This is a genomic window from Nocardia sp. NPDC004068, assembly GCF_042874315.1.
Classification (GTDB): domain Bacteria; phylum Actinomycetota; class Actinomycetes; order Mycobacteriales; family Mycobacteriaceae; genus Nocardia.
Genome location: NZ_JBIAMW010000020.1, coordinates 19,155 through 46,034, shown reverse-complemented (window position 1 = coordinate 46,034; position 26,880 = coordinate 19,155). Strand labels below are relative to the sequence as shown.

Annotated in this window: 26 protein-coding genes; 16 read left to right on the top strand and 10 right to left on the bottom strand. The window is 69.5% G+C overall.

The window, feature by feature from the left end; all coding sequences use genetic code 11:
- The first annotated feature begins 27 nt into the window (after window positions 1–27).
- From ACFYTQ_RS34170 to ACFYTQ_RS34140, 7 genes are all read left to right on the top strand, one after another.
- Complete coding sequence (locus ACFYTQ_RS34170) at window positions 28–432, top strand: hypothetical protein (protein WP_387369840.1); 405 nt, start codon at window positions 28–30, stop codon at window positions 430–432.
- A 91-nt stretch (window positions 433–523) separates the two neighbouring features.
- Window positions 524–1,615: a galactose-1-phosphate uridylyltransferase gene (gene galT / locus ACFYTQ_RS34165; RefSeq protein ID WP_387369838.1), complete on the top strand. Its 1,092-nt coding sequence runs from the start codon at window positions 524–526 to the stop codon at window positions 1,613–1,615.
- Window positions 1,612–2,718 carry a galactokinase gene (gene galK, locus ACFYTQ_RS34160; RefSeq protein WP_387369836.1) on the top strand — a complete coding sequence of 369 codons (1,107 nt, stop codon included), beginning with the start codon at window positions 1,612–1,614 and terminating at the stop codon, window positions 2,716–2,718. Before galT ends, galK begins: the two co-directional genes overlap by 4 nt.
- A 190-nt stretch (window positions 2,719–2,908) precedes the next feature.
- Window positions 2,909–3,109 carry a DUF397 domain-containing protein gene (locus ACFYTQ_RS34155; RefSeq protein WP_387369834.1) on the top strand — a complete coding sequence of 67 codons (201 nt, stop codon included), beginning with the start codon at window positions 2,909–2,911 and terminating at the stop codon, window positions 3,107–3,109.
- 28 nt (window positions 3,110–3,137) lie between these two features.
- Window positions 3,138–3,887, top strand: coding sequence for an SDR family oxidoreductase (locus ACFYTQ_RS34150; protein WP_387369832.1), 750 nt, complete (start codon window positions 3,138–3,140; stop codon window positions 3,885–3,887).
- Between the two features lie 51 nt (window positions 3,888–3,938).
- Window positions 3,939–4,340: a PaaI family thioesterase gene (locus ACFYTQ_RS34145; RefSeq protein ID WP_387369830.1), complete on the top strand. Its 402-nt coding sequence runs from the start codon at window positions 3,939–3,941 to the stop codon at window positions 4,338–4,340.
- Entirely contained in the window at window positions 4,337–5,332 is a 996-nt protein-coding gene (locus tag ACFYTQ_RS34140; RefSeq protein ID WP_387369828.1) for an MBL fold metallo-hydrolase, read from the top strand. The genes ACFYTQ_RS34145 and ACFYTQ_RS34140 overlap by 4 nt, the downstream gene beginning before the upstream one ends.
- Before the next feature lie 10 nt (window positions 5,333–5,342).
- Here the strand turns inward: ACFYTQ_RS34140 and ACFYTQ_RS34135 are convergent, their stop codons facing one another.
- From ACFYTQ_RS34135 to ACFYTQ_RS34125, 3 genes are all read right to left on the bottom strand, one after another.
- Window positions 5,343–6,509 carry a serine hydrolase domain-containing protein gene (locus ACFYTQ_RS34135; RefSeq protein ID WP_387369826.1) on the bottom strand — a complete coding sequence of 389 codons (1,167 nt, stop codon included), beginning with the start codon at window positions 6,507–6,509 and terminating at the stop codon, window positions 5,343–5,345.
- 14 nt (window positions 6,510–6,523) lie between these two features.
- Window positions 6,524–7,678 (bottom strand): permease, encoded by a 1,155-nt coding sequence (locus ACFYTQ_RS34130; protein ID WP_387369824.1) that lies wholly within the window; start codon window positions 7,676–7,678, stop codon window positions 6,524–6,526.
- 380 nt (window positions 7,679–8,058) lie between these two features.
- Window positions 8,059–9,252 (bottom strand): MFS transporter, encoded by a 1,194-nt coding sequence (locus tag ACFYTQ_RS34125; RefSeq protein WP_387369822.1) that lies wholly within the window; start codon window positions 9,250–9,252, stop codon window positions 8,059–8,061.
- A gap of 93 nt (window positions 9,253–9,345) precedes the next feature.
- On the opposite strand from ACFYTQ_RS34125, the gene ACFYTQ_RS34120 reads away from it, so the two are divergent.
- On the top strand, window positions 9,346–9,720 hold the full coding sequence (locus tag ACFYTQ_RS34120) for an ArsR/SmtB family transcription factor (protein WP_387369820.1): 375 nt from the start codon (window positions 9,346–9,348) through the stop codon (window positions 9,718–9,720).
- Between the two features lie 11 nt (window positions 9,721–9,731).
- On the top strand, window positions 9,732–10,133 hold the full coding sequence (locus tag ACFYTQ_RS34115; RefSeq protein WP_387369818.1) for a nuclear transport factor 2 family protein: 402 nt from the start codon (window positions 9,732–9,734) through the stop codon (window positions 10,131–10,133).
- 109 nt (window positions 10,134–10,242) lie between these two features.
- On the opposite strand, the gene ACFYTQ_RS34110 is transcribed toward ACFYTQ_RS34115, so the two are convergent.
- From ACFYTQ_RS34110 to ACFYTQ_RS34095, 4 genes are all read right to left on the bottom strand, one after another.
- Window positions 10,243–11,091: an NAD(P)H-binding protein gene (locus ACFYTQ_RS34110; protein ID WP_387369816.1), complete on the bottom strand. Its 849-nt coding sequence runs from the start codon at window positions 11,089–11,091 to the stop codon at window positions 10,243–10,245.
- A gap of 14 nt (window positions 11,092–11,105) precedes the next feature.
- On the bottom strand, window positions 11,106–13,031 hold the full coding sequence (locus ACFYTQ_RS34105) for an MFS transporter (RefSeq protein WP_387369813.1): 1,926 nt from the start codon (window positions 13,029–13,031) through the stop codon (window positions 11,106–11,108).
- A gap of 758 nt (window positions 13,032–13,789) precedes the next feature.
- On the bottom strand, window positions 13,790–14,080 hold the full coding sequence (locus tag ACFYTQ_RS34100; RefSeq protein WP_387369811.1) for a hypothetical protein: 291 nt from the start codon (window positions 14,078–14,080) through the stop codon (window positions 13,790–13,792).
- A 43-nt stretch (window positions 14,081–14,123) separates the two neighbouring features.
- A complete protein-coding gene (locus ACFYTQ_RS34095; RefSeq protein WP_387369809.1) occupies window positions 14,124–15,422 on the bottom strand; it encodes an aldehyde dehydrogenase family protein in 1,299 nt (432 codons plus the stop codon).
- Between the two features lie 219 nt (window positions 15,423–15,641).
- Between ACFYTQ_RS34095 and ACFYTQ_RS34090 the strand changes: the two genes are divergently transcribed.
- The 3 genes from ACFYTQ_RS34090 to ACFYTQ_RS34080 all read left to right on the top strand — a co-directional run bounded on the left by ACFYTQ_RS34090 (window position 15,642) and on the right by ACFYTQ_RS34080 (window position 17,904).
- Window positions 15,642–16,691, top strand: a complete 1,050-nt coding sequence (locus ACFYTQ_RS34090; RefSeq protein ID WP_387369807.1) for an AraC family transcriptional regulator — start codon at window positions 15,642–15,644, stop codon at window positions 16,689–16,691.
- A gap of 53 nt (window positions 16,692–16,744) precedes the next feature.
- On the top strand, window positions 16,745–17,332 hold the full coding sequence (locus ACFYTQ_RS34085) for an HdeD family acid-resistance protein (protein ID WP_387369805.1): 588 nt from the start codon (window positions 16,745–16,747) through the stop codon (window positions 17,330–17,332).
- Between the two features lie 305 nt (window positions 17,333–17,637).
- Complete coding sequence (locus tag ACFYTQ_RS34080) at window positions 17,638–17,904, top strand: GlsB/YeaQ/YmgE family stress response membrane protein (protein WP_387369803.1); 267 nt, start codon at window positions 17,638–17,640, stop codon at window positions 17,902–17,904.
- Window positions 17,905–18,166: 262 nt separating this feature from the next.
- Here ACFYTQ_RS34080 and ACFYTQ_RS34075 read toward each other — a convergent pair whose 3' ends face one another.
- Together ACFYTQ_RS34075 and ACFYTQ_RS34070 are read right to left on the bottom strand one after the other, a co-directional pair.
- Window positions 18,167–19,678 carry an aldehyde dehydrogenase family protein gene (locus ACFYTQ_RS34075; protein WP_387369801.1) on the bottom strand — a complete coding sequence of 504 codons (1,512 nt, stop codon included), beginning with the start codon at window positions 19,676–19,678 and terminating at the stop codon, window positions 18,167–18,169.
- The gene (locus ACFYTQ_RS34070; protein ID WP_387369799.1) at window positions 19,675–21,306 is read right to left on the bottom strand and encodes a GMC family oxidoreductase; all 1,632 of its coding nucleotides are present in this window, start codon (window positions 21,304–21,306) and stop codon (window positions 19,675–19,677) included. Before ACFYTQ_RS34070 ends, ACFYTQ_RS34075 begins: the two co-directional genes overlap by 4 nt.
- Before the next feature lie 355 nt (window positions 21,307–21,661).
- On the opposite strand from ACFYTQ_RS34070, the gene ACFYTQ_RS34065 reads away from it, so the two are divergent.
- The gene (locus ACFYTQ_RS34065) at window positions 21,662–22,885 is read left to right on the top strand and encodes a helix-turn-helix domain-containing protein (protein ID WP_387369797.1); all 1,224 of its coding nucleotides are present in this window, start codon (window positions 21,662–21,664) and stop codon (window positions 22,883–22,885) included.
- A gap of 246 nt (window positions 22,886–23,131) precedes the next feature.
- Window positions 23,132–23,461, top strand: a complete 330-nt coding sequence (locus ACFYTQ_RS34060; protein WP_387369795.1) for a hypothetical protein — start codon at window positions 23,132–23,134, stop codon at window positions 23,459–23,461.
- A 107-nt stretch (window positions 23,462–23,568) separates the two neighbouring features.
- Here the strand turns inward: ACFYTQ_RS34060 and ACFYTQ_RS34055 are convergent, their stop codons facing one another.
- Window positions 23,569–23,949, bottom strand: a complete 381-nt coding sequence (locus ACFYTQ_RS34055) for a hypothetical protein (RefSeq protein WP_387369793.1) — start codon at window positions 23,947–23,949, stop codon at window positions 23,569–23,571.
- 438 nt (window positions 23,950–24,387) lie between these two features.
- On the opposite strand from ACFYTQ_RS34055, the gene ACFYTQ_RS34050 reads away from it, so the two are divergent.
- Complete coding sequence (locus ACFYTQ_RS34050) at window positions 24,388–25,296, top strand: BadF/BadG/BcrA/BcrD ATPase family protein (protein WP_387369791.1); 909 nt, start codon at window positions 24,388–24,390, stop codon at window positions 25,294–25,296.
- A 60-nt stretch (window positions 25,297–25,356) separates the two neighbouring features.
- On the top strand, window positions 25,357–26,880 hold the full coding sequence (locus ACFYTQ_RS34045; protein WP_387369789.1) for a sodium:solute symporter: 1,524 nt from the start codon (window positions 25,357–25,359) through the stop codon (window positions 26,878–26,880).

The following is a 26,880-nucleotide window of genomic DNA, read 5'->3' as shown; positions in this document are numbered from 1 at the left end:
CCGGAACAGAGTTCGAGGAGGACCGTCGTGCAGGGACGCACGTTCGTCATCGCGGGGGCCGCGGCCGCCGCGGCCACCATGCTGGGTTCGGGGACCGCGGTCGCCGATCCGGCGACCACCATTCCCGCCGACGGGGTGTACCGCGTGGGCGTGGACATCCAGCCCGGCATCTACGAGACCCCCGGGCGCCCCGACCCGAACACCGGCTGCTTCTGGCGGCGGTTGCGCGAGATCCCGGGCGCCGACGATCATCGCGACCCCAACTCGTTGTTCCTGGACAGCAACTTCACCTACCTCACCCCGGTACGCGTGCTGATCAAACCCACCGACGTGGGCTTCGCGACGACGAATTGCGGGACGTGGACGCTGGTTCCGCCGCCCCCGAACACGGGCTCCTACGGACCGGGCGGATTGTTCGGCAGCGAGTACTGATCCCGGGACTCCGGGAGCCGGGGCGGCTCCGAGGGCGCCCCTCCGGGGAACACTCATGTGAGCGCTCACATCGGTGCGGTACTGTGACGCGGTGATCATCACGCGCCGCAGGCTCGCCGACGGCAGGGAGATTCTGTACTTCGACGCCGAGCCGACGACCCGCACCGCCGTCGACACCCGCGACCTGCCGCGAACCACCACGCATTCGCAGGCGCGGCTGGATCCCCTGCTGGGCGAGTGGGTGGTGATCGCCTCGCATCGACAGACGCGCACCTTCCTGCCGCCCGCCGATCTGTGCCCGCTGTGCCCGTCCACCCCGGAGCGCGCCACCGAGGTGCCCGAATCCGATTACCAGGTGGTCGTTTTCGAGAACCGCTTCCCGTCGTTGTCCACCGCGGCCGATCCCGCCGCGGTCGGCACGGTCGAGGGCTCGCCGCTCACGCCGCTGCGCGACGGCTTCGGGCGCTGCGAGGTCGTGTGCTTCACCAGCGACCACGACAGTTCCTTCGCCCGGCTCGACGACGCGCGCGCCCGCCTGGTCGTGGACGTGTGGGCCCAGCGCAGCGCGGAACTGGCCGAGATCGACGGCGTCGCACAGGTTTTCTGCTTCGAGAACCACGGCGAGGAGATCGGCGTGACGCTCTCGCATCCGCACGGCCAGATCTACGCCTACCCGTTCGTCACCCCGCGCGTCGCGAAGATCACCGCGAATCTGGCCGCGCATCGGAAGGCCCACGGCGGCAACCTGTTCGGCGATCTGCTCGCCACGGAGCGCGAGGCCGGGCTGCGCGTGGTGGCCGCGAACGAGGAGTGGACGGCCTTCGTCCCGCCGTTCGCCCGCTGGCCCTACGAGGTCCAGCTGTTCCCGCATCGCCGGGTCCGCGACCTGCCCGATCTCGACGACGCCCAGCGCGACGCCTTCGCCGTCCTCTACCTGGACATGCTGCGCCGCTTCGCGCACCGCTTCGACACGCCCATGCCCTACATCGCCGCGTGGAATCAGGCGCCCACCCCGAAATCCGGTGCGCCACGCGAGGATTGGTGGCTGCACCTGCAACTGTTCTCGCTGCGCCGGGCCGCGAACAAGCTGAAGTACCTGGCCGGTTCGGAGTCGGGCATGCAGGTGTTCATCAGCGACACCACGCCCGAGACGGTCGCGGCGGAACTGCGGGAGCTGCGGTGAACCGGGGGGTGTGGGCCGCGCCGGGCCGGGTGAACATCATCGGCGAGCACACCGACTACAACGGCGGTTACGCGCTGCCCATCGCCCTGCCCCAGGTGGTGACGTGCCGGGCCCGCGCGGGTTCGGACGGCCTCGTGCGCGTCACCTCGCGTCAACATCCCGATGAGCAAGTGGCCCAGGACATTTCGACTCTCGCGGACGCCGAGGTGGCGGGCTGGGCCCGCTACCCGCTGGGCGTGGTGCACGAGTACGTCCGGCGCGGGCATCGGATCCCCGGCGTGGTCCTGGATCTCGACGGGTCGGTGCCGGTCGGTGCGGGCCTGTCGTCCTCGGCGGCGGTGGAGTGCTCGGTGGCCGTCGCGCTGCGCGACCTGTTCGAGCTGCCGGTCTCCGACGACGATCTGATCGATATCGGCCGCGCCGCCGAGAACGACTACGTGGGCGCCGCGACCGGAACGCTGGACCAGTCGGCGTCGGTGCTGTGCCGGGCCGGGCACGCCCTGTTCCTGGACTTCCACACCGGCGAGCGCGCCCAGGTGCCGTTCGATCTCGCCGCCGCCGGGCTGGAACTGCTCGTGATCGACACCAACACCCCGCATCAGCTCGCCGACGGCGGCTACGCCCGCCGCCGCCAGGAGTGCGAACGGGCCGCGGCCGCACTAGGTGTCGCGTCGCTGCGCGAGATCGCCGACGTCGCCGACACCGAGCGCATCGACGATCCGGTGGTACGCCGCCGGGCCCGGCACATCGTCACCGAGAACGCCCGCGTGCTCGATGTGGTGGCCCGCCTGCGGGAAGGTCGCGATCCGCGCGCGATCGGACCCGTTCTCACCGCCGGGCACGCCTCGCTGCGCGACGATTTCGAGATCTCCACCCCACAGCTGGACACCGCCGTGGACACCGCGCTCGCGGCCGGGGCGTACGGCGCGCGCATGGTGGGCGGCGGATTCGGCGGCAGCATAATCGCCCTGACCGACGCCGACCGCACCGAGTCGATCGCGGCGGCCGTCGCGGACCGCTTCGGCGAGCGGGGTTTCGACGCCCCGCGCACATTCGTGGCGGTGCCGTCGGCAGGTGCGCGCCGCGTGCCGGACGCGGACTGAATCGTCCGCGAATTCGTGGTCGCAAACGATCGATCAGATGAATTTTCGGCGACACGACCCCTTTCTGTCGCGAATGCGCCACGGCCGCAACGAAATATGGCAACGGATTTTGTGAATCCGCTGAACGAGCCACAACCGGCGAAAACCGCCCGGTATGGTGGAAAGTCGATCAATCGCTGGAGGTAGACCGATGAGCGATATGGGTTGGCGCAAATCGAGTTTCAGCGGGCCGGACGGCAACTGCGTGGAATGCGCCCGGCTGGCCGACGGTTCCGTGGCGGTCCGCAACAGCAGGCATCCCGACGCGGCGGCCCTCGTGTTCACGCCCGCCGAGTGGCGGGCCTGGCTGCTCGGCTGCCGCGCGGGCGAATTCGACGACCTGACGACCTGACCCCCGGGGCGGGCGTTAGGGTCGTGCCATGACCAGGCGCAGGATACTCATCACCGGGGCGAGCTCCGGACTCGGCGCGGGTATGGCCCGTGAATTCGCCGCGCGGGGACGCGATCTCGCGTTGTGCGCGCGCCGGGTGGAGTTGCTCGAGGAATTGCGCGGCGAGCTGACCGCCGCGCATCCGGAAATCACGGTCGCGGTGCGCGCTCTGGACGTCGACGATCATGCCGCGATTCCGGCCGCGTTCGCCGCCCTGCGCGACGAGCTCGGCGGTCTGGATCGGGTCGTCGTCAATGCCGGAATCGGCAAGGGCGCGCGGCTGGGCACGGGCCGCGCCGACGCGAATATCGCCACCGCGACCACCAACTTCGTCAGCGCGCTGGCGCAGGCGGAGGCGGCGCTCGAGATCTTCCGCGAGCAGCGCGGCGGGCATCTCGTGCTCATCTCCTCGATGAGCGCGGTGCGCGGGCTGCCCGGCAAGAAGGCCGCCTACTCGGCGAGCAAGGCCGGATTGTCCGCGCTCGGTGACGCTTTGGCGACGGAGCTGCGCGGCGGCCCGATCCGGGTGACGACCGTGGAACCCGGGTTCATCGCGACCGACCTGTCCGCCTCGGCCGGGGACGCGAAACTGCTGGTCCCGCTGGACAAGGGCGTCGCGGCCATGGTGGCCGCGATCGAACGCGAGCCGGTGCGCGCCTGCGTGCCCGCCTGGCCGTGGCGGCTGCTGGACGTGGTGCTGCCGCGCCTGCCGCGTGCGGTGGTGGCGCGGGTCAGCTGATTACCCGCGGGGTAATCGACTCGGCACTCGCCGTCGGCCACACTCGACACCATGATCGATTCCGAGGGCACGAAGCTGTTCCACACGACCATGCCGTTGACCGAGAAGCTGGGCGTCGAGGTGCTCGAGCACGGCCCGGAGGTGGTGCGCAGCCGGATCGCGTGGGACGAGAGCCTGTGTACGCTCGGCGGTGTGCTGCACGGCGGGACGCTCATGGCGTTGGCGGACGCGACCGCCGCGGTGTGCGCCTTCCTGAATCTGCCGGAGGGCAAACAGGGGACGACGACGGTGGAGTCGAAGACCAACTTCCTGCGCGCGGTCCGTTCGGGCCACGCCACGGCCACCGCGCGCCCGCTGCACGCCGGCCGCAGTTTTATCGTGGTGGAGACCGAGATCCGCGACGACGCCGACAAACTCGTCGCGAAGGTGACCCAGACCCAGGCGGTGCTGTGACCGATCCGATGATCGCCGCGCGGCAGCGGTTCTTCGGGACCGAGGTCGTCGATCCCGGCACCGGGCGGGTGCGCCCGGATCGGGTGGTGGTCTCGTGGTTCGGGTGCGCGAGTTTCGCGGTCGCCCTGGGCGGCACGGTGTTCCTGCTCGACGCCTGGGTGCCGCGCGGGCTGACCGCGGGCTACGTTCCCACCACGCCCGCGGAGGTGGCGGCGCTGCGCCCGGCGGCGATCTTCCTGGGGCACGGGCATTTCGATCACGCGGCCGACGCGGGCCCGATCGCGCGGGCCAGCGGCGCGGTGGTGTACGGGACGGCCGAGCACTGCGCGGCGGTGCGGCGGCGGGTCGGCGATGCCGAATTGCGGTGTGTGGAGCTGGGTTCGGCGGCCTCCGAGCCCGGGGACCGCTTCGATCCGGAGTTCGCCGACCCGATCGCGGTGACGGTGGTTCGTCATCTGCATTCCGCGCCGACGGCCAAGGACCGGACCCCGCGCGGTTCGGCGGCGCTGCGGCCCCGGCCGTGTCCGTGCGATATCGCCGCCTATCGTCCGGGGCGGGCGGAGGTCGGGCATCTGGCGCGGCACCTCGCCGATGCCGAGGGCGGGACGCTGCTGTACCAATTCCGAACGGACGCTTTCACTTTGACGTGGCACGATTCGTCCGGCCCGCTGTTGGATCGCGCGCCGCGGGTGCTGGAGGTGCTGCGTTCGCTGCCCGCGAGCGATCTCCACCTGGGGGCGGTCCAGGGGTTCAATCAGTACACCAATGGGCTGCGTGATCCCCGCAGCTATATCGAGGCGCTCCGCCCGGCCGTCTTCGCGCCGAGCCACCACGACAACTGGTTTCCGATCATGACGACGCGCGGTGCGGCGTATCGAGAACCGTTGCGGGAGGAGCTTTCCCGCATTCCGGCCGAGCGGCGACCGGAGTTGCGGATGCTGCTCGACCGGGACGATTACCTCGCGCCCGCGCGGCTGACGTTCACCGTGTGAACCCGTCGCGTTACGCCACGGCCCGATTCACCGCGTCCACCAGTGCGGGTGCGCGTGGGTCGAGGGCGCCCTCGACGATGTGGTTGGTGACGTAGGCGAAGGACAGGCCCCGGGTGGGGTCGGCGAGGGCCAGGGAGCCGCCGCGCCCGGCGTGGCCGAACGAGTTCGGGCCGCTGAGCGGGAAGGTCTCGGTCGGCAGCATGAAGCCGGAGGCGTAGCGGTCGGGCAGGCGCAGGACGAGGTCGATGCCCGACGCCTGCTCGCGGACCGCGTCGGCGAGGGTCTCCGGCGTGAGCAGCCGCGTGCCGTCGACTGGGCCGATGAGCGCGGCGTAGAGCCGGGCCAGTCCGCGGGCGGTGCCGATGCCGTTGCTCGACGGGATCTCGGCGGCCCGCACCTCGGGGGAGTTGAAATCGGGATCGGCCGGATCGGTCACGGCGAAGGCGCGATTGGTGAGCGAGTCCGGATCGAGCATGGCGGCCACCATGTCTCGCATCGGCTCGGGGATGTCGTCGAGCGAGACGGCGGACAGGTCCGGCTTGGGCGCGAACACCAACCGCGCGACCCGCGATCGTTCCGAATCGGGCAGGCCGATGTGGAAGTCGACGTCCAGCGGGCCCGCGATGTCCTCGGCCAGGATCGTGCCGACGCCGCGGCCCGCGACCCGGCGGATCACCTCTCCCACGAGCCAGCCGAACGTGCGCCCGTGATAGCCGTGCGCGGTGCCCGGCTCCCATTCGGGCCGTTGCCGTTCCAGCGCGCGCACCATCGGATCCCACGCCAGCGCCTGGGCCAGCGGTACCGGCTCGTCCAGGGTGGGCAGTCCGGCGCGATGCGACAGCAGCCAGCGCACCGGGATCGCGTCCTTGCCCGCGGCCGCGAACTCGGGCCAGTAGCGGGCGACGGGCGCGTCGAGATCGAGGAGGCCGCGCTGGGCGAGCAGATGCGCGATCGTGGCGGTGACGCCCTTGGTGGCCGAGTAGACCAGCGTCATCGTGTCGCGCGCCCAGGGCTTTCCGGTGTCCCGATCGGCGACGCCGCCCCACAGGTCCACCACCGGGCGGCCGTCCCGATACACCGTCACGGCCGCGCCGACATCGCCGTACTCGTCGAAGTTGGCGGCGAAGACCTTCCGCACATCCTCGAATCCGGTTTCCACCGTTCCATCGATCGTCATGGTTCGATCCTTCCTCAATGGTGATGCTCGTGTCCGGCCTCGGGCGCGCCGCCCATCATGCGCAGCATCGACACCCCGCCGCTGCGGACGAATCGCACCACCAGCACCGCGGCCAGCGCGAGGAACACGATGTTCAGCCAGGTCGTGTAGTTCCAGCGGATGCCCTCCTCCATGACCATGGCGTCGCGCTGCTCCGGGATGAGACCCGTTGCGCCGAACAGGATTTCGACCGCGTAGCCCGCGACGACCATGGCGGCGTAGAAGGTGGCGAGGATGGTCAGCATCATGCGGGTGCCGTAGTACTTGCGGTAGATGTTGAGGATCGGCAGGATCAGCAGGTCGGCGAAGATGAACGCGGTCACGCCGCCGAAGCTGATGCCGCCGTTCCACAACACCGCCGCCAACGGCACATTGCCGATCGAGCAGACGAACGCCGCGATCGCCACCACCGGACCCACGAGCGGCCCCCACACCGCCGACAGCACGGGGTGATCGGTCAGGAAGAAGCCCTGCCAGAACGTATTCGGCACCCACGCCCCGATGGCCCCCGCGATCAACAGGCCGATCACCAGATCGCGCAGGATCGCCGCCCATTCCATCACGAACACGTGCGACACGGCCGTGAAGCCGCGCCCGGACGCCAGCCGCCGCAGGAACGACCCCTCCCCCGTCACCGACATGTCCATGGCCGCATGGCCTTCCATCGATCCGGCGAGCCCGCGATCGGCCTGCTCCCGCGCGGCGTCCACCACCCGCGCCCGCACGAAGATCCGGAACAGCACCGCCACCAGCACGATCATGATCGGCCCGCCGATGAACTCCGCCGCGGTGAACTGCCACCCCATGAGCAGCGCCAGGATGATCCCCAACTCGACCACGAGATTGGTGGATCCGATCTCGAACGCCATGGCCGCGGTGAAGTTCGCGCCCTTGCGGAACAGCGACCGCGCCAGCGCCACCGCCGCGTACGAGCACGACGACGAGGCCGCCCCCAACACCGACGCCACCGCCAGCGTGCGCGGCCGATCATCCCCCAACACCCGCACGATCGTCGACTTGAGAACCACCGCCTGCACCACGGCCGACAACGTGAAGCCCAGAATCAACGCCCACAGAATCTCCCAGGTCATCGACCCCGCCAAGGCGAGCGCATGCACGATCGGGTCCATCCCGGCCTCCTCTCACCGCGCGGCCCCACACCACGCACCCGAGCGAAGGTATACCCCCTGAGGGTATAGATCAAGGAGGCGCGCTGTGTGGTCCCGGCCGCCAGCACAGCGGCTCCCGCCGTCGAAGGCGAGTCCGCCGGGCGGCCTCACCGGCGCGTGACGAAACCCGGCCAGCGCGGCGACGGTTCGAGAACATGGGCGGTTCATCCGCGTGCGACGAAAGCCGCAGCCAGCGCGGTGACCGTTCGAGAACGCGGGCGTTTCATCCGGGCGCGAGGAAAGCCTCGGCCAGCGCGTCGACCGTTCTGGGACGCGGGCGCTTCATCCGCGCCCGACGAACCCGCCGCCAGCGCGGCGACCGGTCGAGAACGCGGGGCGCTTCATCCGCGCGCGACGAAAGCCGCGGCCAGGGCGGCGACCGTGCCCAAGGCGATCGCGAAAATTCCTGCGCCCCAGGCTGTTCCGAGGGCGTCGCCCAGGTATCCGGCGGTCACGGGGAGGGCGGCGGCCGGGATGTAGCCGCCGATGTTGAGGGCGGCGTTGGCCTCGGCGCGGCGGGTGTCGGGGACGCCGGTGAACAGGAGTGTCAGGCCGCCGAATTGGCCCAAGCCCTGGCCTGTTCCGGCCAGGATCGCGGCGATCAGCAGCCCGGCCGCCTGATGGGTGGTCAGCGTGAGGGCCAGCGTGCCCATCGCGGCCACGGTCGGCAGCGCGCCCAGGAGCAGGACTCGCCGGGTCGGCCAGGGGCGCGCGAGGAACTGCGCTCCCGTGGCGGCGGCGAACATGGCGAAGGCCATTCCTCCGGCGATGATGCGATTGCTCGTGCCGAGGAGGCCGACCAGCAGCGACGGGCCGAGTGAGAGCACGAAGGAGGTGGCGGTGATCCCGGGCGCGAAGACCGCGACACCGAGGGCGAGCGCCCGGCGGTTCGCCCGCGGCACACCCGGAATACGAACCCAGCCAATGCCTTTCGCCGTCACGGCGGGCAGCGGCAGCCAGTACACGACCGCGGCCGCCGAGACCAGCAACCCCGCCTCCACCACGAACACCACCACCGTGGGCCCCGGCACCAGCTGCGCCAGCACGCCCGCCAGTAGCGGTCCCGTACCCGCGCCGCACACCATGGCCGTCGAGGCGGCCAGGGCGGCCAGCCCGGACCGCCGCTCACCCGCCACATCCGCGACCGCCGCCATTCCCGCCGACACCGCCGCGCCGACCGCGATACCGGTCAGCACACGCGCGATCCCCAGCGCCACAACCGAATTCGCCGTCGCGAACAGCACGCACGCCACCAGCGCCAGCGCGATTCCGGGCAGCAGCACGGGCCGCCGCCCGATCCGATCCGACAACACGCCCGCCGACAGCAGCGCCGCGATCAGCCCGACGATGTATCCCGCGAAGATCACCGTCAGCGTGCCCGACGAGAAGCCCAGCCGCTCGCGCCACAACGGGTACAGCGGGGTCGCCGCATTGGAGAGCACGAACACGGCCACAACGGGCCAGGCCGCCAACCAGATTCGGCTCGCCGGGACGGAAGGGGGCGCATCCGGGTGCGCCGAGGTCACAGTGGTCATCCGATCCTCCACGGTATGTACGAGTTTTCTCGTACCAGTACGAGTGTAATCGAACTGTAGCAGCAGTACGGAAAATCTCGTACTGTGTGTGACATGACCGCCACCTCGACCCGCGCCGCCTGGGCGCGTCACCCCGAACCGCCCGGTACCCCCGACCCGCTGCCCGAACCCGCGGCGGACGCGCTCCGACTGGAGACGGTGCTGGCCGCGCTGAGCGATCCATTGCGGCTGGGCATCGTGCGCACCCTGCTGCTCGACGCCGAGGATTTCGATCATCCGTGCGGCTGGTTCGGCATCCCGCGCCCGAAATCCTCACTGACACATCACTTCCGGGCCCTGCGCGAGGCGGGCGTGCTGCGGCAGCGGCAGTACGGGCTGGAGCGACGCAGTCAGGTGCGCATCGACGATCTCGAGGCCCGCTTCCCCGGCCTGCTGAATCTGGTAGCCGCCTGGACGCCGGACGAGTGATACTGACGCCCATGGCGATCTCGACTGCGGACCGGCTGGCGATCCACGAACTGCTCGCACTGCACGGTCACCTGAGCGACGCCGGGGACTTCGACCGAATGGGCGAGGTCTTCGTGGCGGACGTGGAGTACAACCTGACCGAACTGGGCGGTGAGGTGGTACACGGCCGAGACGCCTTGCGGGACATGGCGATCGAACTGGGCGACGGCAACCCCCTCGCCCACCACGTCACCAATGTCGTCGTCTCCCCCCTGGACGCCGACGCCGCCCTGGTCCACTCCAAGGGCCTGGGCATCGGCGCGGGCGGCACGGTCGCCAGCGTCACCTACGAGGACATCGTCCGCCGCACCCCCGACGGCTGGCGCATCACCCACCGCCGCATCGTCCCCCGCCGCACCCCACTCCAACCCTGAGTCCCCTCCCCATCGCGCCGCGCCTGGCGCTGGCCACCCCTGCGCATCGCGCGCAACCCACCCGGCGCTGACACTCTCCGCATAGAGCCGCACCCTGCCCGAGCGCCGATCAAGCGAATTCGGCTCGGTGCTGGGTGGCCCAGTCGGCGAAGGTGTGGGGTGGGTGGCCGGTGATCTCCTCGACGGTGGGAACGACTCGGGCGGTGAACGATTCGAGGGCTCCGGCGCGCAGGGCCATGACCGCGTCGGCCATTTCGACGGACAATCCGGCGGCGAGTAGGGCGTCGCGGGCGTCGGCGGGGGTGGTCTCGATATAGCGCAGGGTGCGGCCGAGGACCTCGCCGAGGATTCGGGTCTGGTCTTGGGGGGTGAGCGCCTCGGGTCCGCTGAGCAGGTACGCGCGGCCGTCGTGACCGGGTTCGGTGAGCGCGCGCACGGCCACGGCGGCGATGTCGGCGGGGTCGACGACGGCGATGCGGCCCTGGCCGAAGGGCGCGCGGACGGTGCCGTGCTCGCGGATCGAGTGCGCCCAGTGCAGCGCGTTGGACATGAAACCCAAGGGGCGCAGCATGGTCCAGGCGAGTCTGCTCTCGCGGATCGCGCGCTCACCCTCGCGATGCCACCGCGGGATGGGGTCGTCGGCGGTCTCGTCGGCGACCCGGCCGGAGGACAGCTTCACGATGTGCGCGACCCCGGCCGCGCTCGCCGCCTTAGCGAGCGCCGCGTCGTGGCGCGGGATGAGCGGGCCGTCGGCGACGGCGAAGACGCGGTCCACTCCGGTGAGCGCCGGGATCAGCGTGTCGGGTTCGTCGAGATCCACGCGGACAACCTCGGCGGCGTCGGGGAGGTGAGCGGCCGCGGGTCGTCGGGTGGTGGCGCGCACGGGAACGCCTCGCGCGCACAAACGCTCGACCACGGCTCGTCCGACGGTTCCGGTGGCACCGGTCACGAGAATCATCACCACTCCTCGGTTCAGTGACGGCGGGGCTGTCCCGCGTCACCGTCAGCGTGCGGCGGGGTGACGATTCGAACCATTCGAGGCGGGCGGCGCGTTCGAAACCTCCAAAAATTCCCTCGAATCGACAGCATCCCGTTTCTCGAGGCCCGACGGCCGCCGGAAATCTGATGCGCGAGTCGAACGCGACCGCCGTGGTGTGCGGCGCGGGCCTGGAGGCGAAACCGCTCAGCGCGATTCGCCGTGCAGAACTGGTGCGCGATCGAACGCGAATTCCGTTGCGCGCGTGCCCGATTCCGCATCGAACGAGACCAGACGGACGGTGTGCCGCTGGACGAGCCTTCCAAGGCCGCGGCGAGATCGTCGGTCGACCGGGCCCGAATCGGGATCTCGATATCGGGAACGGCCGTGCCGAACTGCTCGGTGTGCCAGCGCGCGCCGCGGTACCACAGCCGGGTCGGCACCGGCCGCACGCTGCCGAGCCGATGCGGCAGCGGCGTCCGGACCACGACCCGGGCCAGATTGCCCGACACGAGAATGATCACCCCGAGCGCGGCGGTGAACACGACTACCGCCGAGACGAACATGCTCTCGGTGTAGTGGTGGATGTCGGCGCGCACACTGCCCGCCGGACCCGGCGTCGGGAAGACCGCCACCAGCGGCGCCAGCGTGCTCACTCCCAGCGCGTAACCCACTTGCGCCACACCGAATTTCGCGGCGGCCACCGCACCGGCCTGCGCGGGCGGCGCCGCGGACATGATGAGTACCGACTGCGCGTTCTGCGCCCCCATCAGCCCGACGCCGACCAGCGCGCCCGCGGCCGCGTGCACCCACAGTTCGGTGCGCTCGCCGACGAAGACCAGGATCAGCAGCCCGAGCCCGCAGCACATCAGGCCCGAGGACAGCACCGCGCGCGCCGACACGCCGCTCTCCTGCGCCTGCCCGCCGAGCACCGCGCCGAGCAGCATCCCCAGCGACAGCGGCACCACCGCGAGGGTGATGGTGAGCACCGGGCCGTCGACGTAGTCGGCCAGCAGGGTCGCGGTCTGCCGCAGGTAGACCACCTCGGCGAAGGCGAACACCACCCCGGCCAGGCAGGCGGCGGCGAACGGCAGCGAATCCAGCAGCGCCACCGGGAAAGCGGGCCGCCCGCGCCGCCGCTCCCACCGCACGAACACGGCGAAGGCCAGCACCGCGAAGGCCAGCGTCCCGAACACCCCCGGCTCGTCCCACGAATGATCGGCCGACCGCCCGACGGCGAGCAGCGCCGCCACCAACGCCACCGCCGCGAACACGGCCCCGCCCACATCGAGCCGCCGCGACCCGCCCGCACGCCCGTCGGGAACCGTGCACCACGCCGCCGCCCACAATGCGACGGTGATCCATCCCGTCACGAGATAGCCGTTGCGCCAGGGACTTTCGGTACTCGCCAGCTGCCCCGCCAAACCCCCGCCCAGCACCCCGAGCGCCTGGATTCCCAGCCACAACCCGAACACCCACGGCAACTCGTGCCGAAAGAACAACGCGGGCAGCAACGCCAACGCCGTCCCCGCGACCGCGGCAACCCCCACCCCGGTGAGCGCCCGCCCGATCAGAAACGACATCGGTCCGCCCGCGTACGCGGTCAGCACATCGCCTGCCACCAGAATCGCCGCCCCCGCCAACAACACTCGCCGCCGCCCGGTCCGATCCCCGAGCATCCCCACGAACAGGATGCTCGCCGCCGACGTGAGCAGCGCGACCCCGCCCGCCGCGGTCGCGACCTGCCCGGACATTCCCAGTTCCGACCGCGCCGCGGGCAACGCGTACGAGTGCACCGCCGCGTCGATCCCGGGCACACCCGCCAACAGGGCCAGCACCACCAGCGCCGGGGTACGCCGTTCCCGCCACGCCCGCACCGCCTTCGGCCAGAACTGCCGCGTGGGAGTCTCGAACGTCGTCACAAGCACACCCCTTCCCCAACCAAACGCTGTTGCCCCAATTTTGCCCAGCTGAACGAAGAATTCCCGACAAGCGTGCGGGGCGCGTCCGGAATTTCCCACCACGGCACTGGAAAGCCGCGCCGCCACTGGGAGGTCCGCGCCCGAACCGCATCGCACGCGAACGGCCTTGCGGCACGGCCCGTAAGCAACCTCCGCAAGGCCACTCACGCGGGGCCGCGTGGACGCGATCTCCGACGAGCCGCGCGAACAGCCAAGCGGCCCGGCCCGCAACCAACATCCGCGAGGGTGTTCACGCGGAGCCGCGTGGACGCGATGTCCGACGAGCCGCGCGTACAGCCAAGCGGCCCGGCTCGCAACCAGCGGCTGCGAGGGTGTTCACGCCGAGCCGCGGGACGCGATCTCCGACGAGCCGCGCGAACAGCCAAGCGGCCCGGCTCGCAACCAACATCCGCGAAGGTGTTCACGCGGAGCCGCATGGACGCCATGTCCGACGAGCCGCGCGTAGGGTCGGGCGGCGCGGCCCGCGTGGGGCCGCTCAGGCGGGGGCCGAATTTGCCCCCGTGCAGCGCGCCGGGCCGGTTCCGCGGTGGCGATCCCCGTCGTAAACCTGCCCGGCCCCGATACCGACAATTGGGCGCGCGCCACGCTGGCCGAGGAAGGGGAACGCCACCTCTGTGCAGGACCGTTGCCGCACGGACGCATCGGGCCGGAGGCGCACGCGTGGTGCCGCCGCAGTGCTGACCCGTGGGAACCAGCGGTCAGCGCGGGTGCAGTCGGCCCGCGGCGACCAGGACTCGGTAGGCCGCGGCCTTGCGTTCGCAGGCGGCCACCGTGCAGTCGAGGTGCTGTTGCATGGTGCGGTGGGCCTCGGGGAGGGCGAGGGGGTGGTCGGGGGCGGCGTGCGGGGTGGTGGATTCGGCGAGGATGCGGTCGCTGATCTCGGCCACGGTGCGGCCGTGAAGCCCGGGTCGCGGACGTACGGTCAGGACCACGACGGCCGACGCGGCGACGATGAGCATCGTCAGCGCGAAAACCTGCCAGGCACCCATTCTTCTACCTCCGAAGAGACAAAACCGCTTCTGCCACAGGTCTTTACGCAAAAATCGGGGGAACCAGATGGACGGCGACATCGTTGTGCCCGACGCGAGCGGCGAGCAGTCGGCCCGCGACATACGCCGCGACCGCCTCGTCCGCGGTCCACACGCTGGCCGACGGCCCGCACGTCTCGTTGGCGGCGGCCACGGCCCGCTCGACGTCGGCGACCCGGACGACCGGCAGGATCGGGCCGAGGGTCTGCCGGGTCAGCACCTGCGCGCCCGGCGCGACGTCGGTGAGCACGGTGGGCGCGAAACGATGCCCGGCACCGGCGCCGCCCGTGCGGACGGTCGCGCCGCGGGCGAGGGCGTCGCGCACCTGGTCGCCGAGTTGTTCCACATGGGCGGCCGAGATCAGCACCTCCGCGCCGGTGTCGTCGGGCTCGTCCGCGCCGAACGCGAGCACCTCGGCGGTCAGCCGTTCGACGAATTCGTCGTACACGGAGGCCGCGACATACACCCGCTCGACGCTGTGACAGTTCTGCCCGGATTCGGCCAATCCGCCCAAAGCGATTCCCACCGCGGCACATTCGAGATCGGCGTCGGAAAGCACGATCGCCGAGGATTTGCCAACGATATCCAATCGGCACGGAATAAGCCTGGCGGCGGCGCGCAACGCCACGATCTTGCCCGACTCCGGCGAACCGGTGAAATGCACCGAGTCGACCGTGTCCACGATCGCGGGACCGGCCTCGGGACCGACCGCGAACGCCAATACCGGCGGCGCGCCGACCGCGGCCCAGCCGTCGAGCACGGCCCGGGTGGTCAGCGGCGTCGCCGTCGAGGGCCGCACCACCACAGCCGATCCGGACAGCAGCGCGGGCACCGCGGCGAACAGCGCGGTCGCCAGCGGATAGGACCATCCGGCCAGCACCCCGGTCACCGCGCACGGCCGATGCGCCAGCGCCAGACTCGGCGCGGCGTTCGGCACCCCGGGCGGGCGCGTCCACTGCGCGCCGAGGAAGTCGGCGCCGTGTGTGCGGTGATAGTCGACCGCGTCGATGGCCAGCCGGAACTCGCGCACGACCGCCGCGGCCGAGCGGCCGGTCTCGGCGGCGAGGAGTTCCACCAGATGATCGCGGTTGTCCAGCAACCAGTCCCGGAATCGGGTCAGCCAGTGCACCCGGCCCACGACACCCGATGAGCGCCAAGGGGGTTGGTCGCCGCGCAGCCGATCCACCAGCGCGTGCACGGCGGCCGCGGGGTACGGCGAGACGACGCCCAGCGGGCGGCCGTCCACGGGAGCGGAGACGGTGATGGCGGGGGAACTGGCGAAATTCGAACGAGCGGACAGCATTCGGGGCTCACTCCGGCGCGTCGATGATTCAGTTGAACCGCACCGCGACCGCGCAGCACCCGGACGAAGTGGACGAAAGCCCGGGTGGAATGGGGTCGCCGATCGCGATGCGGCATGAGAGAAACCGTATGGCTAACTCCGTCGGGCGACCAGTGCGCATTGGGCCACAAATCGGCGAATATGGGACGCGCGGGCACCCGATTCTGCGACGATTTCGGTGTGGACGATGACAGAGCAACGGACGAGCCGCTCCGACTCCGCTCCATCGCCGGTGCGGCCCTGCTGGCCGACTTCGCCGAGACCCGCGGAATGTCGATGCCGGATGTGTTGCGCAACACCGGAATCGGAGTCGAACAACTGCGCGATCCCACCTCCGAGCTCACGCTCGGCCAGGAGATCACGTTGACCCGCAACGTCGTTCGCGGCGTCGACGACGAACCCGGTCTGGGCCTGATGGCCGGACTGCTCTGTCACGCACCGAACTTCGGTGTGCTCGGCTTCGCGGTGATGAGCTGCGCGACGCTGCGCCAGGCGGTGGAGGTCGGCCTGCGCTACGCCGATCTGTCCTCCACGCTCGGCCGCCACTGGATCGAGAGCCACGGCGACGAGGTGTGGGTGCTGCGCGAGGACCGGTTCATCCCCGAGGATCTGCGCCGGTTCGTGCTCGAACGGGATGTGGCCGCGGTGGCCACCATTCAGCAGGACCTGCTGCCCTCGCGCATCCCCACCAAACGGGTGGAGCTGTCGATCAGCGCGCACCCCATCTACGAGATGTTCGGCACGCTGCTGGCCGTCGACACGATCGTGTTCGACCGGGACCGCTCGCTCATGATCTGGGACGCCAGCACACTGAATATGCCACTGCCGCAAGCGAATCCGTCCACGCAGCGGTATTACGAACAGCAGTGCGCGGACCTGATCCAGCATCGGCGCGGCCGGGCGGGGGTGAGCGGGCGGGTACGGCAGCTGCTGATCCGCCGCGGGGGGCTGGCCGATCAGGCGCGCATCGCCGCCGATCTGGATATCAGCGTCCGCACGCTGCGCCGACGACTCGCCGACGAGGGCACCACGTTCCGCGAACTCAGCAATGAGACCGTCGGCATGCTCGCCGAGGAACTGCTGGTCGCCGGGCTGACCGTCGAGCATGTGGCCGAGCGGCTGGGATACTCCAGCGTCTCGGCGTTCACCGCCGCGTTCCGGGCCTGGAAAGGTCAGCCGCCGGGCCAGTTCGCGCGGGCCAACCGGGGTCGGGCCACCGCGCGCGTGTAAACGAACACGCCGATATGTCCTGATCTTCGGCCCGGGAGACCTATTCTTCGAGGATGGCAACCAGCGATAGCGTTTACGAGGGTCCGCTGCACCAGCTGGCTCGCAGTGCGTGGCAGTCGTTGCTGGTCATCGGCATTCTGTCGGTGATCGTCGGCATTCTGGTGCTGGCCTGGCCGGGGCCGACACTGGTCGTGGCGGGCATCCTGTTCGGGATCTACCTGTTGGTCTCGGGCATACTGCAATTGGTCGCGGCGTTCGGGCCGCACGTGAGCACGGGCTGGCGGGTGTTGACACTCATCAGCGGTGTGCTGTCCTTCATCCTGGCGTTCTTCTGTTTCCGCAGCATCGGCGACGCGCTGGTGCTGCTGGCGTTGTGGATCGGCATCAGCTGGATGTTCCGCGGCATCACGGCCCTGATCGCCGGGGCCGAGGGCGCGCCGGGCCAAACCGGACGCGGATGGTCGATCTTCCTCGGCGTCATGCTCATCATCGGCGGCATCGCCCTGGTGGTATGGCCCATCCACTCCATCGCCGCGCTCACCTTGGTGGTGGGGTGGTGGTTGATCTTCATCGGTGTGATGGACGTGGTGTACGCCTTCGGCGTGCGGTCGGCCGCTCGGAACGCTCCGCAGAACGTTTGAGTCGGATCTGTTCTGTCGCGCCCCGGGCCTTGGGTCCGGGGCGCGGTCGTTCGGGGCTCGGGGGGTTCCGTGGGCCAGGCGTGAGGCGCGATCGCCTTCCAGGCGAAGTCATCTGGCTCAGCGTCCATCAGCAGTGTCCATGAGGGCTTCGGTCCGACGGCGGAGGCGACGGCCGGGGTCGGCGGCGTGGTGTACCGGCGGGTCCTCGGTGATTCGAGAACGACTGCGACACAAACACACCGGGGGTCCGGTAGTCCTGCTACCTTCGGTATGCCCGAATCCGCCTGCCTCGAGGAGCGAACGTCATGGGCAGCATCATCGTGATGATCATCATCGGACTCATAGCGGGAGCGTTGGCCCGCCTGATCGTCCCCGGCAAAGAGGACTTCGGCATCCTCTGGACGATCGTCCTCGGCATCGTCGGCGGCTACGTCGGCGGCACCCTGGGCAGCCTCGTCTTCGCCCCCCACAAATTCGACGTCCGCCCACCGGTCAACCACGCCATCCTCGGCGCGATCATCGGCGCGGTCATCCTCCTGGTGATCTACAAGGCCGTCCGCGCCCGAGTCTGACCGCCACCTCCCCAGCTACCCCAGCCCAGCCGCACCCTTTATTCCCATCCGCACACCTTGCAACGTGTGCGACAACGAATAAAGGGTGCGGCTGGGCTGCCGCACGTTGAGGACAACGCGCGCTCTACGCCACCCATCAACGGCCCAGTCCGCGGACCATCGACGGCCCTCCCGTCTCCTGCCGACAGCTCTAAATTCCGCGCCGACGCTTCCCTGTTCCCCCGCCGAGGCCGCCTTGCGGCCGAGGCGGGGGACACCGCGCTTACCCTCCGAAGTAGCGCTTGCCGTGGAGGATTGTCATCGCCTTCTCGATCAACGCGTCGGTTTTGGGCGTGCGGTCGAAGGTGGTCAGTTTCATCAACGGGCCGAAGCGTTGGCGGGCTACGGCGTGGGCGAAGGTGAACTCGCGCAAGCCGTCCGGGCCGTGGATGCGGCCGAAGCCCGAGTCGCCGACGCCGCCGAACGGCAGGGAGGCGATCTGGGGGAAGTTGAAGACGGCGTTCACGCTGACCATGCCGACGCGCAGTCGCTCGGCCAGTTCCTTGCCGCGGGCCTTGGAGTACACCGCGGCCGACAGGCCGTAGCGGCTGGCGTTGGCCCGTTCGATCGCGGCGTCCATATCGTCGACGGCGGCGACCGTGAGCGTCGGCCCGAAGGTCTCCTCGGTGACGGCGAGCGCGTCCTCGGGCACGTCCACCAACACCGTCGGCTGCACCACCTGGCCGAGGATCTCGCCGATGCCGCCGGTCAGCACCCGGCCCCCGCGCACGATGGCGTCCTCGAGATGACGCCGAATCACATTGACCTGCTTGGGCATCGTGATGGGCCCGATGGGCGCCTCGGCATCGATCCCCGCCCGCAGCGAGCGCGACCGGGTCACCAGCCGATCCACGAACTCCTCGTACACCGCCCGATGCACATAGACGCGTTCGGTGGCGACACAGGATTGTCCGGCATTCGACATCCCCGCCCACACCGCCGCCTCCACGGCGTCGTCCAGATCCGCGTCGGCGTCCACGAGCAGCACATCCTTGCCGCCGCATTCGGCGACCATGGGCGTGAGCGATTCCGCGCACACGGCCATGACCCGCTTGGCCGTCTCGGTCGACCCGGTGAACGCGACCTTGTCCACTCCGGCCCGGCACAACGCGGCCCCGGTCGCGCCGTCCCCGGTGAGCAGTTGCAGCACCGGCTGTTCGGGCACCACCTCCGCGAACATGTCCACCAGCCATTTCCCGACGCCGGGACTGAACTCGCTCGGCTTGAACACCACCGCGTTCCCGGCGGCCAGCGCGTAGACGATCGATCCCAGCGGCGTGAACACCGGATAGTTCCACGGCCCGATCACCGCGATGACGCCCAGCGGCTTGTACTCCACCGAGGCGGCCTGATCGAAGGTCAGCAGACCCACCCGAGAACCCTTGCGCCCCAACACCTTCTCGGCATTGCGCCCGGCCCACTTCAGATGTTCCAACGCCAGCGCCGGTTCCAGCGCCGCGTCCGAATACGGCTTACCGGTCTCGTCGTGGATGAGCGCCCCGATCTGCCCCAGCCGCCGGGCCAAAACCCCGGCGTACCGCGAAAGCCGTTCGGCCCGTTCGCGATAGCCGATCCCTGACCACCAGACGAACGCGGTGCGCGCCCGCTCGACGGCGGCGAGCGCGTCCTCAGCAGTGTGCACCGGATAGGTGCCGACCAGATCGCCGGTCCCCGGATTGCGCACCTCGAAGGTGGAATGCGTAGCGGCGGAACGTGTTTCGCTGGTGGTGGTCATCGACCGGCCTCCTTCGCGGCGGGGACGGCCGCGATACCGGTATCGCGGCCACGAATCAGATCGGCGGCCTTCTCCCCGATCATGACGACGGGTGCGTTGGTGTTGCCGCGCGGTATCCGCGGCATTACCGAGGCGTCCACCACCCGCAGGCCCTCGACCCCGTGCACGCGCAGTTCCGGATCGACCACCGCCGTCTCACCGGTGCCCATGGCGCAGGTGCCGACGGGATGGAACAGCGTCTGGGTCCAGCGCTCGATGTGCGCGCGCAGCCGGTCCTCGTTCAGCGCGTCGAGGGCCTCGGGCAGGAACGGGCGAGCCAGGTACTTCGCCAGCGGCTGCCGGTGCGCGATGTCGACGAGGATCCGGATCCCGGCCACCAGGGTGTCCATATCCCGGGGATCGGACAGGTAGGCCGGGTCGATCTCCGGTTTCCACAGCGGATCGGCCGACCGCAACCGCAGCCGTCCCCGGCTGTGCACCTGGACCAGGGTGGCTCCGGCCGTGAACGCCGGGGCCTGGTTCTCGTGAAATCCGTTGTCGTAGAACGCCGTTGGCGCGACGTGGAACTGTATGTCCGGCGCGGGCAACGCCGGATCGGTGCGGGTGAAACCGCCGCCCTCGCCGACATTGGAGACCAGCGGCCCGCGCCGCAGCGCCTGCCACTGCGCCAGCCGGGCGGGCGTCTCGAACTGGGCCAGGTCGGTGGTGTCGCGGGTGTGCCAGAGCACCGGGGTGACCGGATGGTCGTGCAGGTTCTCCCCCACCCCGGGCAGGTCGGCGACAACGTCGATCCCGTACTCGCGCAGTTGCGCACCCGGACCCACCCCGGACAACAGCAGTAGCTGCGGTGAGTTCACGGCTCCGCCGCAGAGCAGCACCTCCGCCTCGGCGAAAACCGTGTGTTCTCCCGTACCGTTCCGGTACTCGACGCCGACCGCGCGGGTGCCCTCGAACCGGATGCGGGTCGCGTGCGCGCGGGTGCGCACGGTGAGATTGGGCCGCGACAGCACCGGACGCAGATAGCCGTCCGCGGTCGACCACCGCCGACCTCGCTTGTGGGTCACCTGGTAGCGGCCCACGCCGTCCTGCTCGGCGCCGTTGAAGTCGTCGGTGCGCGGCAGCCCGGCCGCGGCCGCGGCGGACACCCAGGCGTCGGTCAACTCGTGGGCGTAGCGCAGGTTCTCGACATGCAGCGGGCCGTCGGTGCCGTGGTACGGCGAGCGCAGCCCGGTGTTGGTCTCCGCCCGCACGAAGTAGGGCAGCACGTCCTCGTAGGTCCATCCGACCGCGCCGAAGTCCCGCCGCCAGTCGTCGTAGTCGGCGCGATTGCCGCGGATGTAGATCATGGCGTTCATCGACGAGCACCCGCCGAGCGCCTTCATCCGCGGCCAGTACGACCGCTGTCCGCCGAGATGTTTCTGGGGCGTGGTCTCGTAGCGCCAATCCCATTGCGTCCGAATGAGTTTCCCCCACGCGGCGGGAATGTGGATCTCGTCGGCGTCGTCGGCGGGCCCGGCCTCGAGCAGCAGCACGCTGACCGACGAGTCCTCGGTGAGCCGGTTGGCGAGCACGCACCCCGCGCTGCCCGCCCCCACGACGACGTAGTCGAACGATTTCCGGTCGGTCATCACGAGCTCCAATGCAGTCGAACGGGGTCGGCTCCATTGTCCCGCCCGGGGCGGGTGGGTTCGCTTGATTCGTCAGATACCCAGAGTGGGAAGGTCTCCGGGGGCCGCCGCCTCGTCGACGCCGCCGCTCCCCCGGCCTGACCGGCGCGGCCTTCGCGAACACGTGTCCCGACACCTGGCCCGCTCCCCGCCTGGACCGTGCGCGCCCGCCGGGTCTCAGCGGATCGCCGAAAGCCCGGGATATAACGCGATCCGTATACGATCCGCACCTCAGATGAAATCTCCTGCGGGACAATAGGTCCGAAGGCTCGGTCGATCTTGCTCATGCACCGTCCGACGAAGCGGAGTAGACAGGATGCATCTGACAACCGGCGAGGTGATCCGCCGGGTACGCATGTCCCTCGGTATGACCCAAACCGAATTGGGGAAGGTACTCGGATATACCCAGCCCGCCATCTCGCAACTCGAACACAACGGTCCGGCCGTTCACGACGTGCGCGTACTGCGCCGGATCGCCAAGGCGCTTCGCATTCCGCTTGCCATACTGGTGGTGGAGTCGAACGAGGAGGCGGATGTGGACCGTCGCAACTTCCTACGGGCGGGCACCTTGGGGGCGGTGACGACGGCTGCCGGGGGCGCGGCCGCCGCCTCGGCCTCCTCCGCTGGTGTTCGGATCGGCGCCGGGGACGTGGCCGAAATCGCGGCCGGTACCAACGAGATTCATGAGCTGGACCTTCTCGTCGGCGGTGATCGGCTGTGTCAGCTGGCGGCCGGCGGCGTGCGTTATGTTGAGCGATTGCTCGACACCGCCAGCTGCACGGACACGGTCGGGCGGTCGCTCCACAGCGCCGCCGCGGAGATGATGACGGCGGCGGGCTGGGTTCACTACGACGCGGGCCGCCTCGACAAGGCTCGCCGGTACTACGCGAGTGCGGTTCAGGCCGCCACGGCGGCGGGCGATGGCATCGCGACCGCCCATGCCCTCGGCAACGCCAGTTGTCTGCTGAGCGAATGGCACGGGGGCGTCAGTGCCGGAACCAACCAGGCCGTGCAATACGCACAGACCGCTTCCCGGGCCGCCATGAGCCACGGCGGACCGAAACTCCGGTCGCTCATGGCGATTCGAGAAGCGGACGCCCTGGGCATGCATGATCCGCAGGCCAGCAAGTCACTCATCACCGATGCGCTGAGCCGCGCGCATCGCGCGTACGGGTCCACGCGCGGTATCGATCCGGAGTGGGTCTATCTCCCCGAGGCGCTACTCAGCGGAATGACGGGCATCGCGCACATGTATCTGGGTGAACACGCCGCCGCCTCCCGTGGCATCCGCGCGGCCATCGAGGGCTCGTCACCCTGGCCCCGCGAACAAGCCGAGTGGTACGTACAACTCGCCCGAAACCTGATCCGCGCGGGTGAGATCGCCGAGGGCTGCCGAGTACTCACGGACAATTTCGCGCTCATCCGACAGATCGCCTCCACCCGAATCGCCCACAAACTCGACGCCATGGCGACCGAGGTGCAGCCCCACGTGTCGGTGCCGGAAGTGGCGGAGTTCCTGGGGATGATGGCCAGGAACTGAGCCAGCCGCAGGTCGATCTGTGGAGTAATTCACGGAGGCTCTGTGCGCCCACTGTTGCCCGACCTCTGGCGGGGAGGCATAGAGCTCGCGCATCTCAATTCGAATCACTCATCTCTCGAATATGACGCACGTCACAGAATCCGCAAGGAACCAGATCCACCATCCATTGCGTCGAAGCGAGTGTCGGCAATTTGAATTCCCCGGGGGGACTCGTCTCAAATGAACGTCGAGTAGAGGAATACAGCCATGCTCATTCGCAAATTCGCCACGTACGCCGCCTCCCTGGCGGCCACGGGCGCGATACTCTGTGGGGCAACGGTGGATGCCTGGGCCGCACCGTTAGATGCCTCCCCTACGTCAAACACGCTGGCATCCAGCGTTTTCGATGATCACAAGACTTCCGTCGGCGCGGAGCCCCGGTTCATCGACGCACCGCCTCCGGAGCTCTTCAGCAGCAAAGAGGCCTGCGAAAACTGGATCACCTGGCGGGAATTCACCCACCCGTGGGAAGTCGGCCAGTGGCGCTGCACCGAGGTCGGCCCCAATGGGGTGACGTCCCTTTACAATAGGGCTTGACCGATCAGGGTCAGGCCGTGGGGTGGTGGATCTACCCATCCCGCCGGGACATTCGGCAGAATCCGGCGGGATGGACCATCGATCGACGGGAACGCCTTCCGGGCAAACTACGACTGCGTCCGGTAGAACATCTCCTTGGGCTGCCCATCGAAATCGGTGGGCGGCTCTTTCGGCAGGCTATCGGGGCGCTTTGCCAGCTTCGTGTATTCGGCGGCGGGCATGAGTTCGATGTGCACGTGGGCTTCAGGATCCCAAGCCAGGCCGCCCGCCGCCTCGAATGCCTGGAATATCTCGAGGACCTGATCGGGATCATCCAATCCGAGGATGGCACGGGCGTTATCGATGGTGGCGGTCATCTCGCCGCCGTTGTACATCCGGACCCGGAACGGTGAGGCGTAGAGCTCGGCTCGAACGGCGTCCTTTTCGGCGTCGTCGGCGGCGGCAATCCGTGAATTGTATTCCCATACCGGGATTTTCGGCTCAGTCACCACAGCCCTCCCTTCCGAACGTTTCGGGTCGATCCTACCGCGCCCCGAAGGGTCCAGCGTCTTGTCCGGCACGATACCGATCAACCCAGCCCCCAAAAGTCGGGTCTTCGAATGATTTACACCGGAACTACCCGAACGTCATAGTCGACACATGGCCCGCTCGACCGTGCCGCGCTCCGCGTTGTGTGTGAACCGAATTGTCAGACACCGCGTAGCAATCTCGGTCGAATGGCCTGTCCAGCCGGTGCCGGGAGCGGATCTCGAGTATCGTGCTGGCGGTGTTGATCGCGTTAGGGGCGGTGTTCGCCTGCTGGGGGGTAGTACCGGATGGTTTGTGACGAACTCGGGGGCGAGGGGGCCGAAAGCGGGGGTGGGTGGGGCGAATCGGGCGCTCGGCTATCGGCTGGCGATCCGTCTGCCGGGCGGGCGGTGCTCGCTGTGGATCTCGGGAAGACGAGCTGTCGGAGTTCCCTGCGGGTCGGCGGGCGGGAGGTCCGGGCGACGACGGCGGCGGGGACTCGGGGGCTCGCGGATGCGGAGGGTGGGCCCGCGGCGTTTCGGGCGATCGAGCGGATCATCGCGGGAATCGACGGGGCGCCAACGGGTTTGACCGTGGCGGTGGGGGCGGCGGGGGCGTGGTCCGCGCCGACGGCGGCGGTGGAACTGGCCGATCGGCTGGTCGAACTTCCGGGCGTGGCGGCCGTGGCCGTCGCCTCCGACGCCGTCACCGCCCATGTCGGCGCGCTCGGCGGACATCCGGGGGTGGTATTGACCCTCGGCACCGGGGTGGTCGCCACGGTCGTCGGCACGGGCGGGGAACTCGTCCGGATCGACGGGTGGGGTCCGTTCCTGGGCGACGAGGGCGGCGGGGCGTGGATCGGGTCGGCGGGGCTGCGCGCCGCGTTGCGGGCCTTCGACGGGCGCGGTCCGCACACCGTGCTGGCGGCCGAGGCGGTCGAGGAGTACGGCGTACCGCTCACCGAACTGCCGTATGTGCTGGGCCGCCACGACAATCCGCCCCTGCTCACCGCCCGGTTCGCCCCGGTCGTCGCGGCCGCCGCCGACACCGACGCCGTGGCCGCCGACATCATGACCACGGCCGTCGGCCACCTGACCGCCACCGTGCACGCCGCCGCCGAGCACTGCGACCTCGACCCCGTGCCGTGCGCGATCATCGGGGGTCTCACCAATCTCGGTGCGCCGCTGCTGAACCCGCTCGACATCGCCATCGCGCGGCGGGTCCAGCGCCGCGAACCGCTCGGCGCGCCCATCGACGGGGCCGCGCTGCTGGCGCTCGACACCGCGACCGCCGTGGAGAAATTGGTGATCCGGCGTGACAATTATTGACAGAACACATAGTTCAAATGAGAATTACCCAGCAGCCTGTTCTGCCACCGGGGAGTCACGATGAACGCACTGAATGTCGCCGTCATCGTCGTCTACCTCGTCGTGGTGGGCTGGATCGGGCTGCGGCGGTCGGGGCGGCAGCGGTCCAGCGGGGACTACTTCGTCGGCGAGGGCCGGATGCCGTGGTGGGCGGTGTGCTTCTCGGTGGTCGCCACCGAGACCAGCGTGCTCACCGTCATCTCGATCCCGGGCGGGGCGTACACCGATCAGGGCTTCGGGAATGTCGAACTGGCCCTGGGCTATATCGTCGGGCGCACGATCGTGGCCTTCGCGCTCATCCCGCTGTACAAGCGCGGCGGATTCGTCAGCGCCTACCAATACCTGCGGCTGCGGTTCGGGCGATATCTCCAGGGCGTGGCGTCGGTGACCTTCGTGTTCACCCGGTTGCTCGCCGAGGGCGTGCGGCTGTTCGCCTCCGCGATCCCGCTGCATCTGCTGCTGGCCGAATTCGGGGTGCGGTTGGGCTACGACGTGATCATCGCGGCGCTGACGCTGGTGACCGTGCTCTACACCTACCTCGGCGGCATCAAGGCGGTCATCTGGACCGACGCGGTGCAGATGGGCCTGTACCTCATCGGCGCGCTCATCGCGATCGGCGTGCTCACCGGGCACGTGGGCGCCGCCGGCTGGGCCGACGCCTACCACGCGGGCAAGTTCCGCGTCTTCGACACCGATTTCGCGCTCGGGCACATCCTCACCAGCAGTTTCGCCCTGCCCACGGCGATCATCGGCGGCGCGCTGTTCTCGATGGCCTCGCACGGGTCGGATCAGCTCATCGTGCAACGCATCCTGGCCACCCGCTCGCTCGCCGACAGCCGCCGGGCCATGATCGGCTCCGGGGTCTTCGTCGCCGTGCAGTTCGCCGCCTTCTCCCTCGTCGGCGCGCTGCTGTGGGCCTACAACGAGGGGCGCACCCCCAAGGAACTCGGCCTGGCCACCGCCGACAACCTGTACCCGGACTTCATCCTGCACGGGCTACCGGTCGTGATCTCGGGCCTGCTGGTCGCCGGAATCCTCGGCGCGGCGATGGGCTCGTTGTCGGCGGCATTGAACTCGATGGCCAATTCCACCGTCGCCGATATCGTGCACAGTTTCTCGACCCGCGAGCTTCCCGACGCCACCATGCTGCGGCTGGCCCGCGTCATGACGCTGGTGTGGGCGGCGCTGATGGCCGTGTTCGCCATGGCCTTCAGCACCACCACCGGCAACGTCTACCTGACCGCGCTCGCCATCGCCGGATACACCTACGGCGCGCTGCTGGGCGCGTTCGTCCTGGGCCGAATCGTCAAGCGCGCCAACCAGATCGACGCCATCGCGGCGTTCGTGGCGACCGTGCTGGTGATGACGTTCGTGGTCCGGGTGATCAAGATCGAGGTCACCGTCGACGGGGTCGCCACGCACAAGGCGATCGCCGCGCAGTGGCTGGTCCCGATCGGGGTGGCGGTCACCCTCGCGGTGGGCGGCCTGGCCAGCCGACTGCATCCCGCTCCGACTCCCGCGCGACCCGTAGAGGCAAACTGGTGA

Bases quoted from the DNA above. Each gene is read 5' to 3' on its own strand.
- ACFYTQ_RS34155 (WP_387369834.1), top strand. From the start codon at position 2,909: ATGAGCGATATGGGTTGGCGCAAATCGAGTTTCAGCGGGCCGGACGGC.
- ACFYTQ_RS34150 (WP_387369832.1), top strand. From the start codon at position 3,138: ATGACCAGGCGCAGGATACTCATCACCGGGGCGAGCTCCGGACTCGGC.
- ACFYTQ_RS34145 (WP_387369830.1), top strand. From the start codon at position 3,939: ATGATCGATTCCGAGGGCACGAAGCTGTTCCACACGACCATGCCGTTG.
- ACFYTQ_RS34135 (WP_387369826.1), bottom strand. From the start codon at position 6,509: ATGACGATCGATGGAACGGTGGAAACCGGATTCGAGGATGTGCGGAAG.
- ACFYTQ_RS34130 (WP_387369824.1), bottom strand. From the start codon at position 7,678: ATGGACCCGATCGTGCATGCGCTCGCCTTGGCGGGGTCGATGACCTGG.
- ACFYTQ_RS34125 (WP_387369822.1), bottom strand. From the start codon at position 9,252: ATGACCACTGTGACCTCGGCGCACCCGGATGCGCCCCCTTCCGTCCCG.
- ACFYTQ_RS34120 (WP_387369820.1), top strand. From the start codon at position 9,346: ATGACCGCCACCTCGACCCGCGCCGCCTGGGCGCGTCACCCCGAACCG.
- ACFYTQ_RS34115 (WP_387369818.1), top strand. From the start codon at position 9,732: ATGGCGATCTCGACTGCGGACCGGCTGGCGATCCACGAACTGCTCGCA.
- ACFYTQ_RS34110 (WP_387369816.1), bottom strand. From the start codon at position 11,091: ATGATTCTCGTGACCGGTGCCACCGGAACCGTCGGACGAGCCGTGGTC.
- ACFYTQ_RS34100 (WP_387369811.1), bottom strand. From the start codon at position 14,080: ATGGGTGCCTGGCAGGTTTTCGCGCTGACGATGCTCATCGTCGCCGCG.
- ACFYTQ_RS34095 (WP_387369809.1), bottom strand. From the start codon at position 15,422: ATGCTGTCCGCTCGTTCGAATTTCGCCAGTTCCCCCGCCATCACCGTC.
- ACFYTQ_RS34085 (WP_387369805.1), top strand. From the start codon at position 16,745: ATGGCAACCAGCGATAGCGTTTACGAGGGTCCGCTGCACCAGCTGGCT.
- ACFYTQ_RS34080 (WP_387369803.1), top strand. From the start codon at position 17,638: ATGGGCAGCATCATCGTGATGATCATCATCGGACTCATAGCGGGAGCG.
- ACFYTQ_RS34075 (WP_387369801.1), bottom strand. From the start codon at position 19,678: ATGACCACCACCAGCGAAACACGTTCCGCCGCTACGCATTCCACCTTC.
- ACFYTQ_RS34070 (WP_387369799.1), bottom strand. From the start codon at position 21,306: ATGACCGACCGGAAATCGTTCGACTACGTCGTCGTGGGGGCGGGCAGC.
- ACFYTQ_RS34065 (WP_387369797.1), top strand. From the start codon at position 21,662: ATGCATCTGACAACCGGCGAGGTGATCCGCCGGGTACGCATGTCCCTC.
- ACFYTQ_RS34060 (WP_387369795.1), top strand. From the start codon at position 23,132: ATGCTCATTCGCAAATTCGCCACGTACGCCGCCTCCCTGGCGGCCACG.
- ACFYTQ_RS34045 (WP_387369789.1), top strand. From the start codon at position 25,357: ATGAACGCACTGAATGTCGCCGTCATCGTCGTCTACCTCGTCGTGGTG.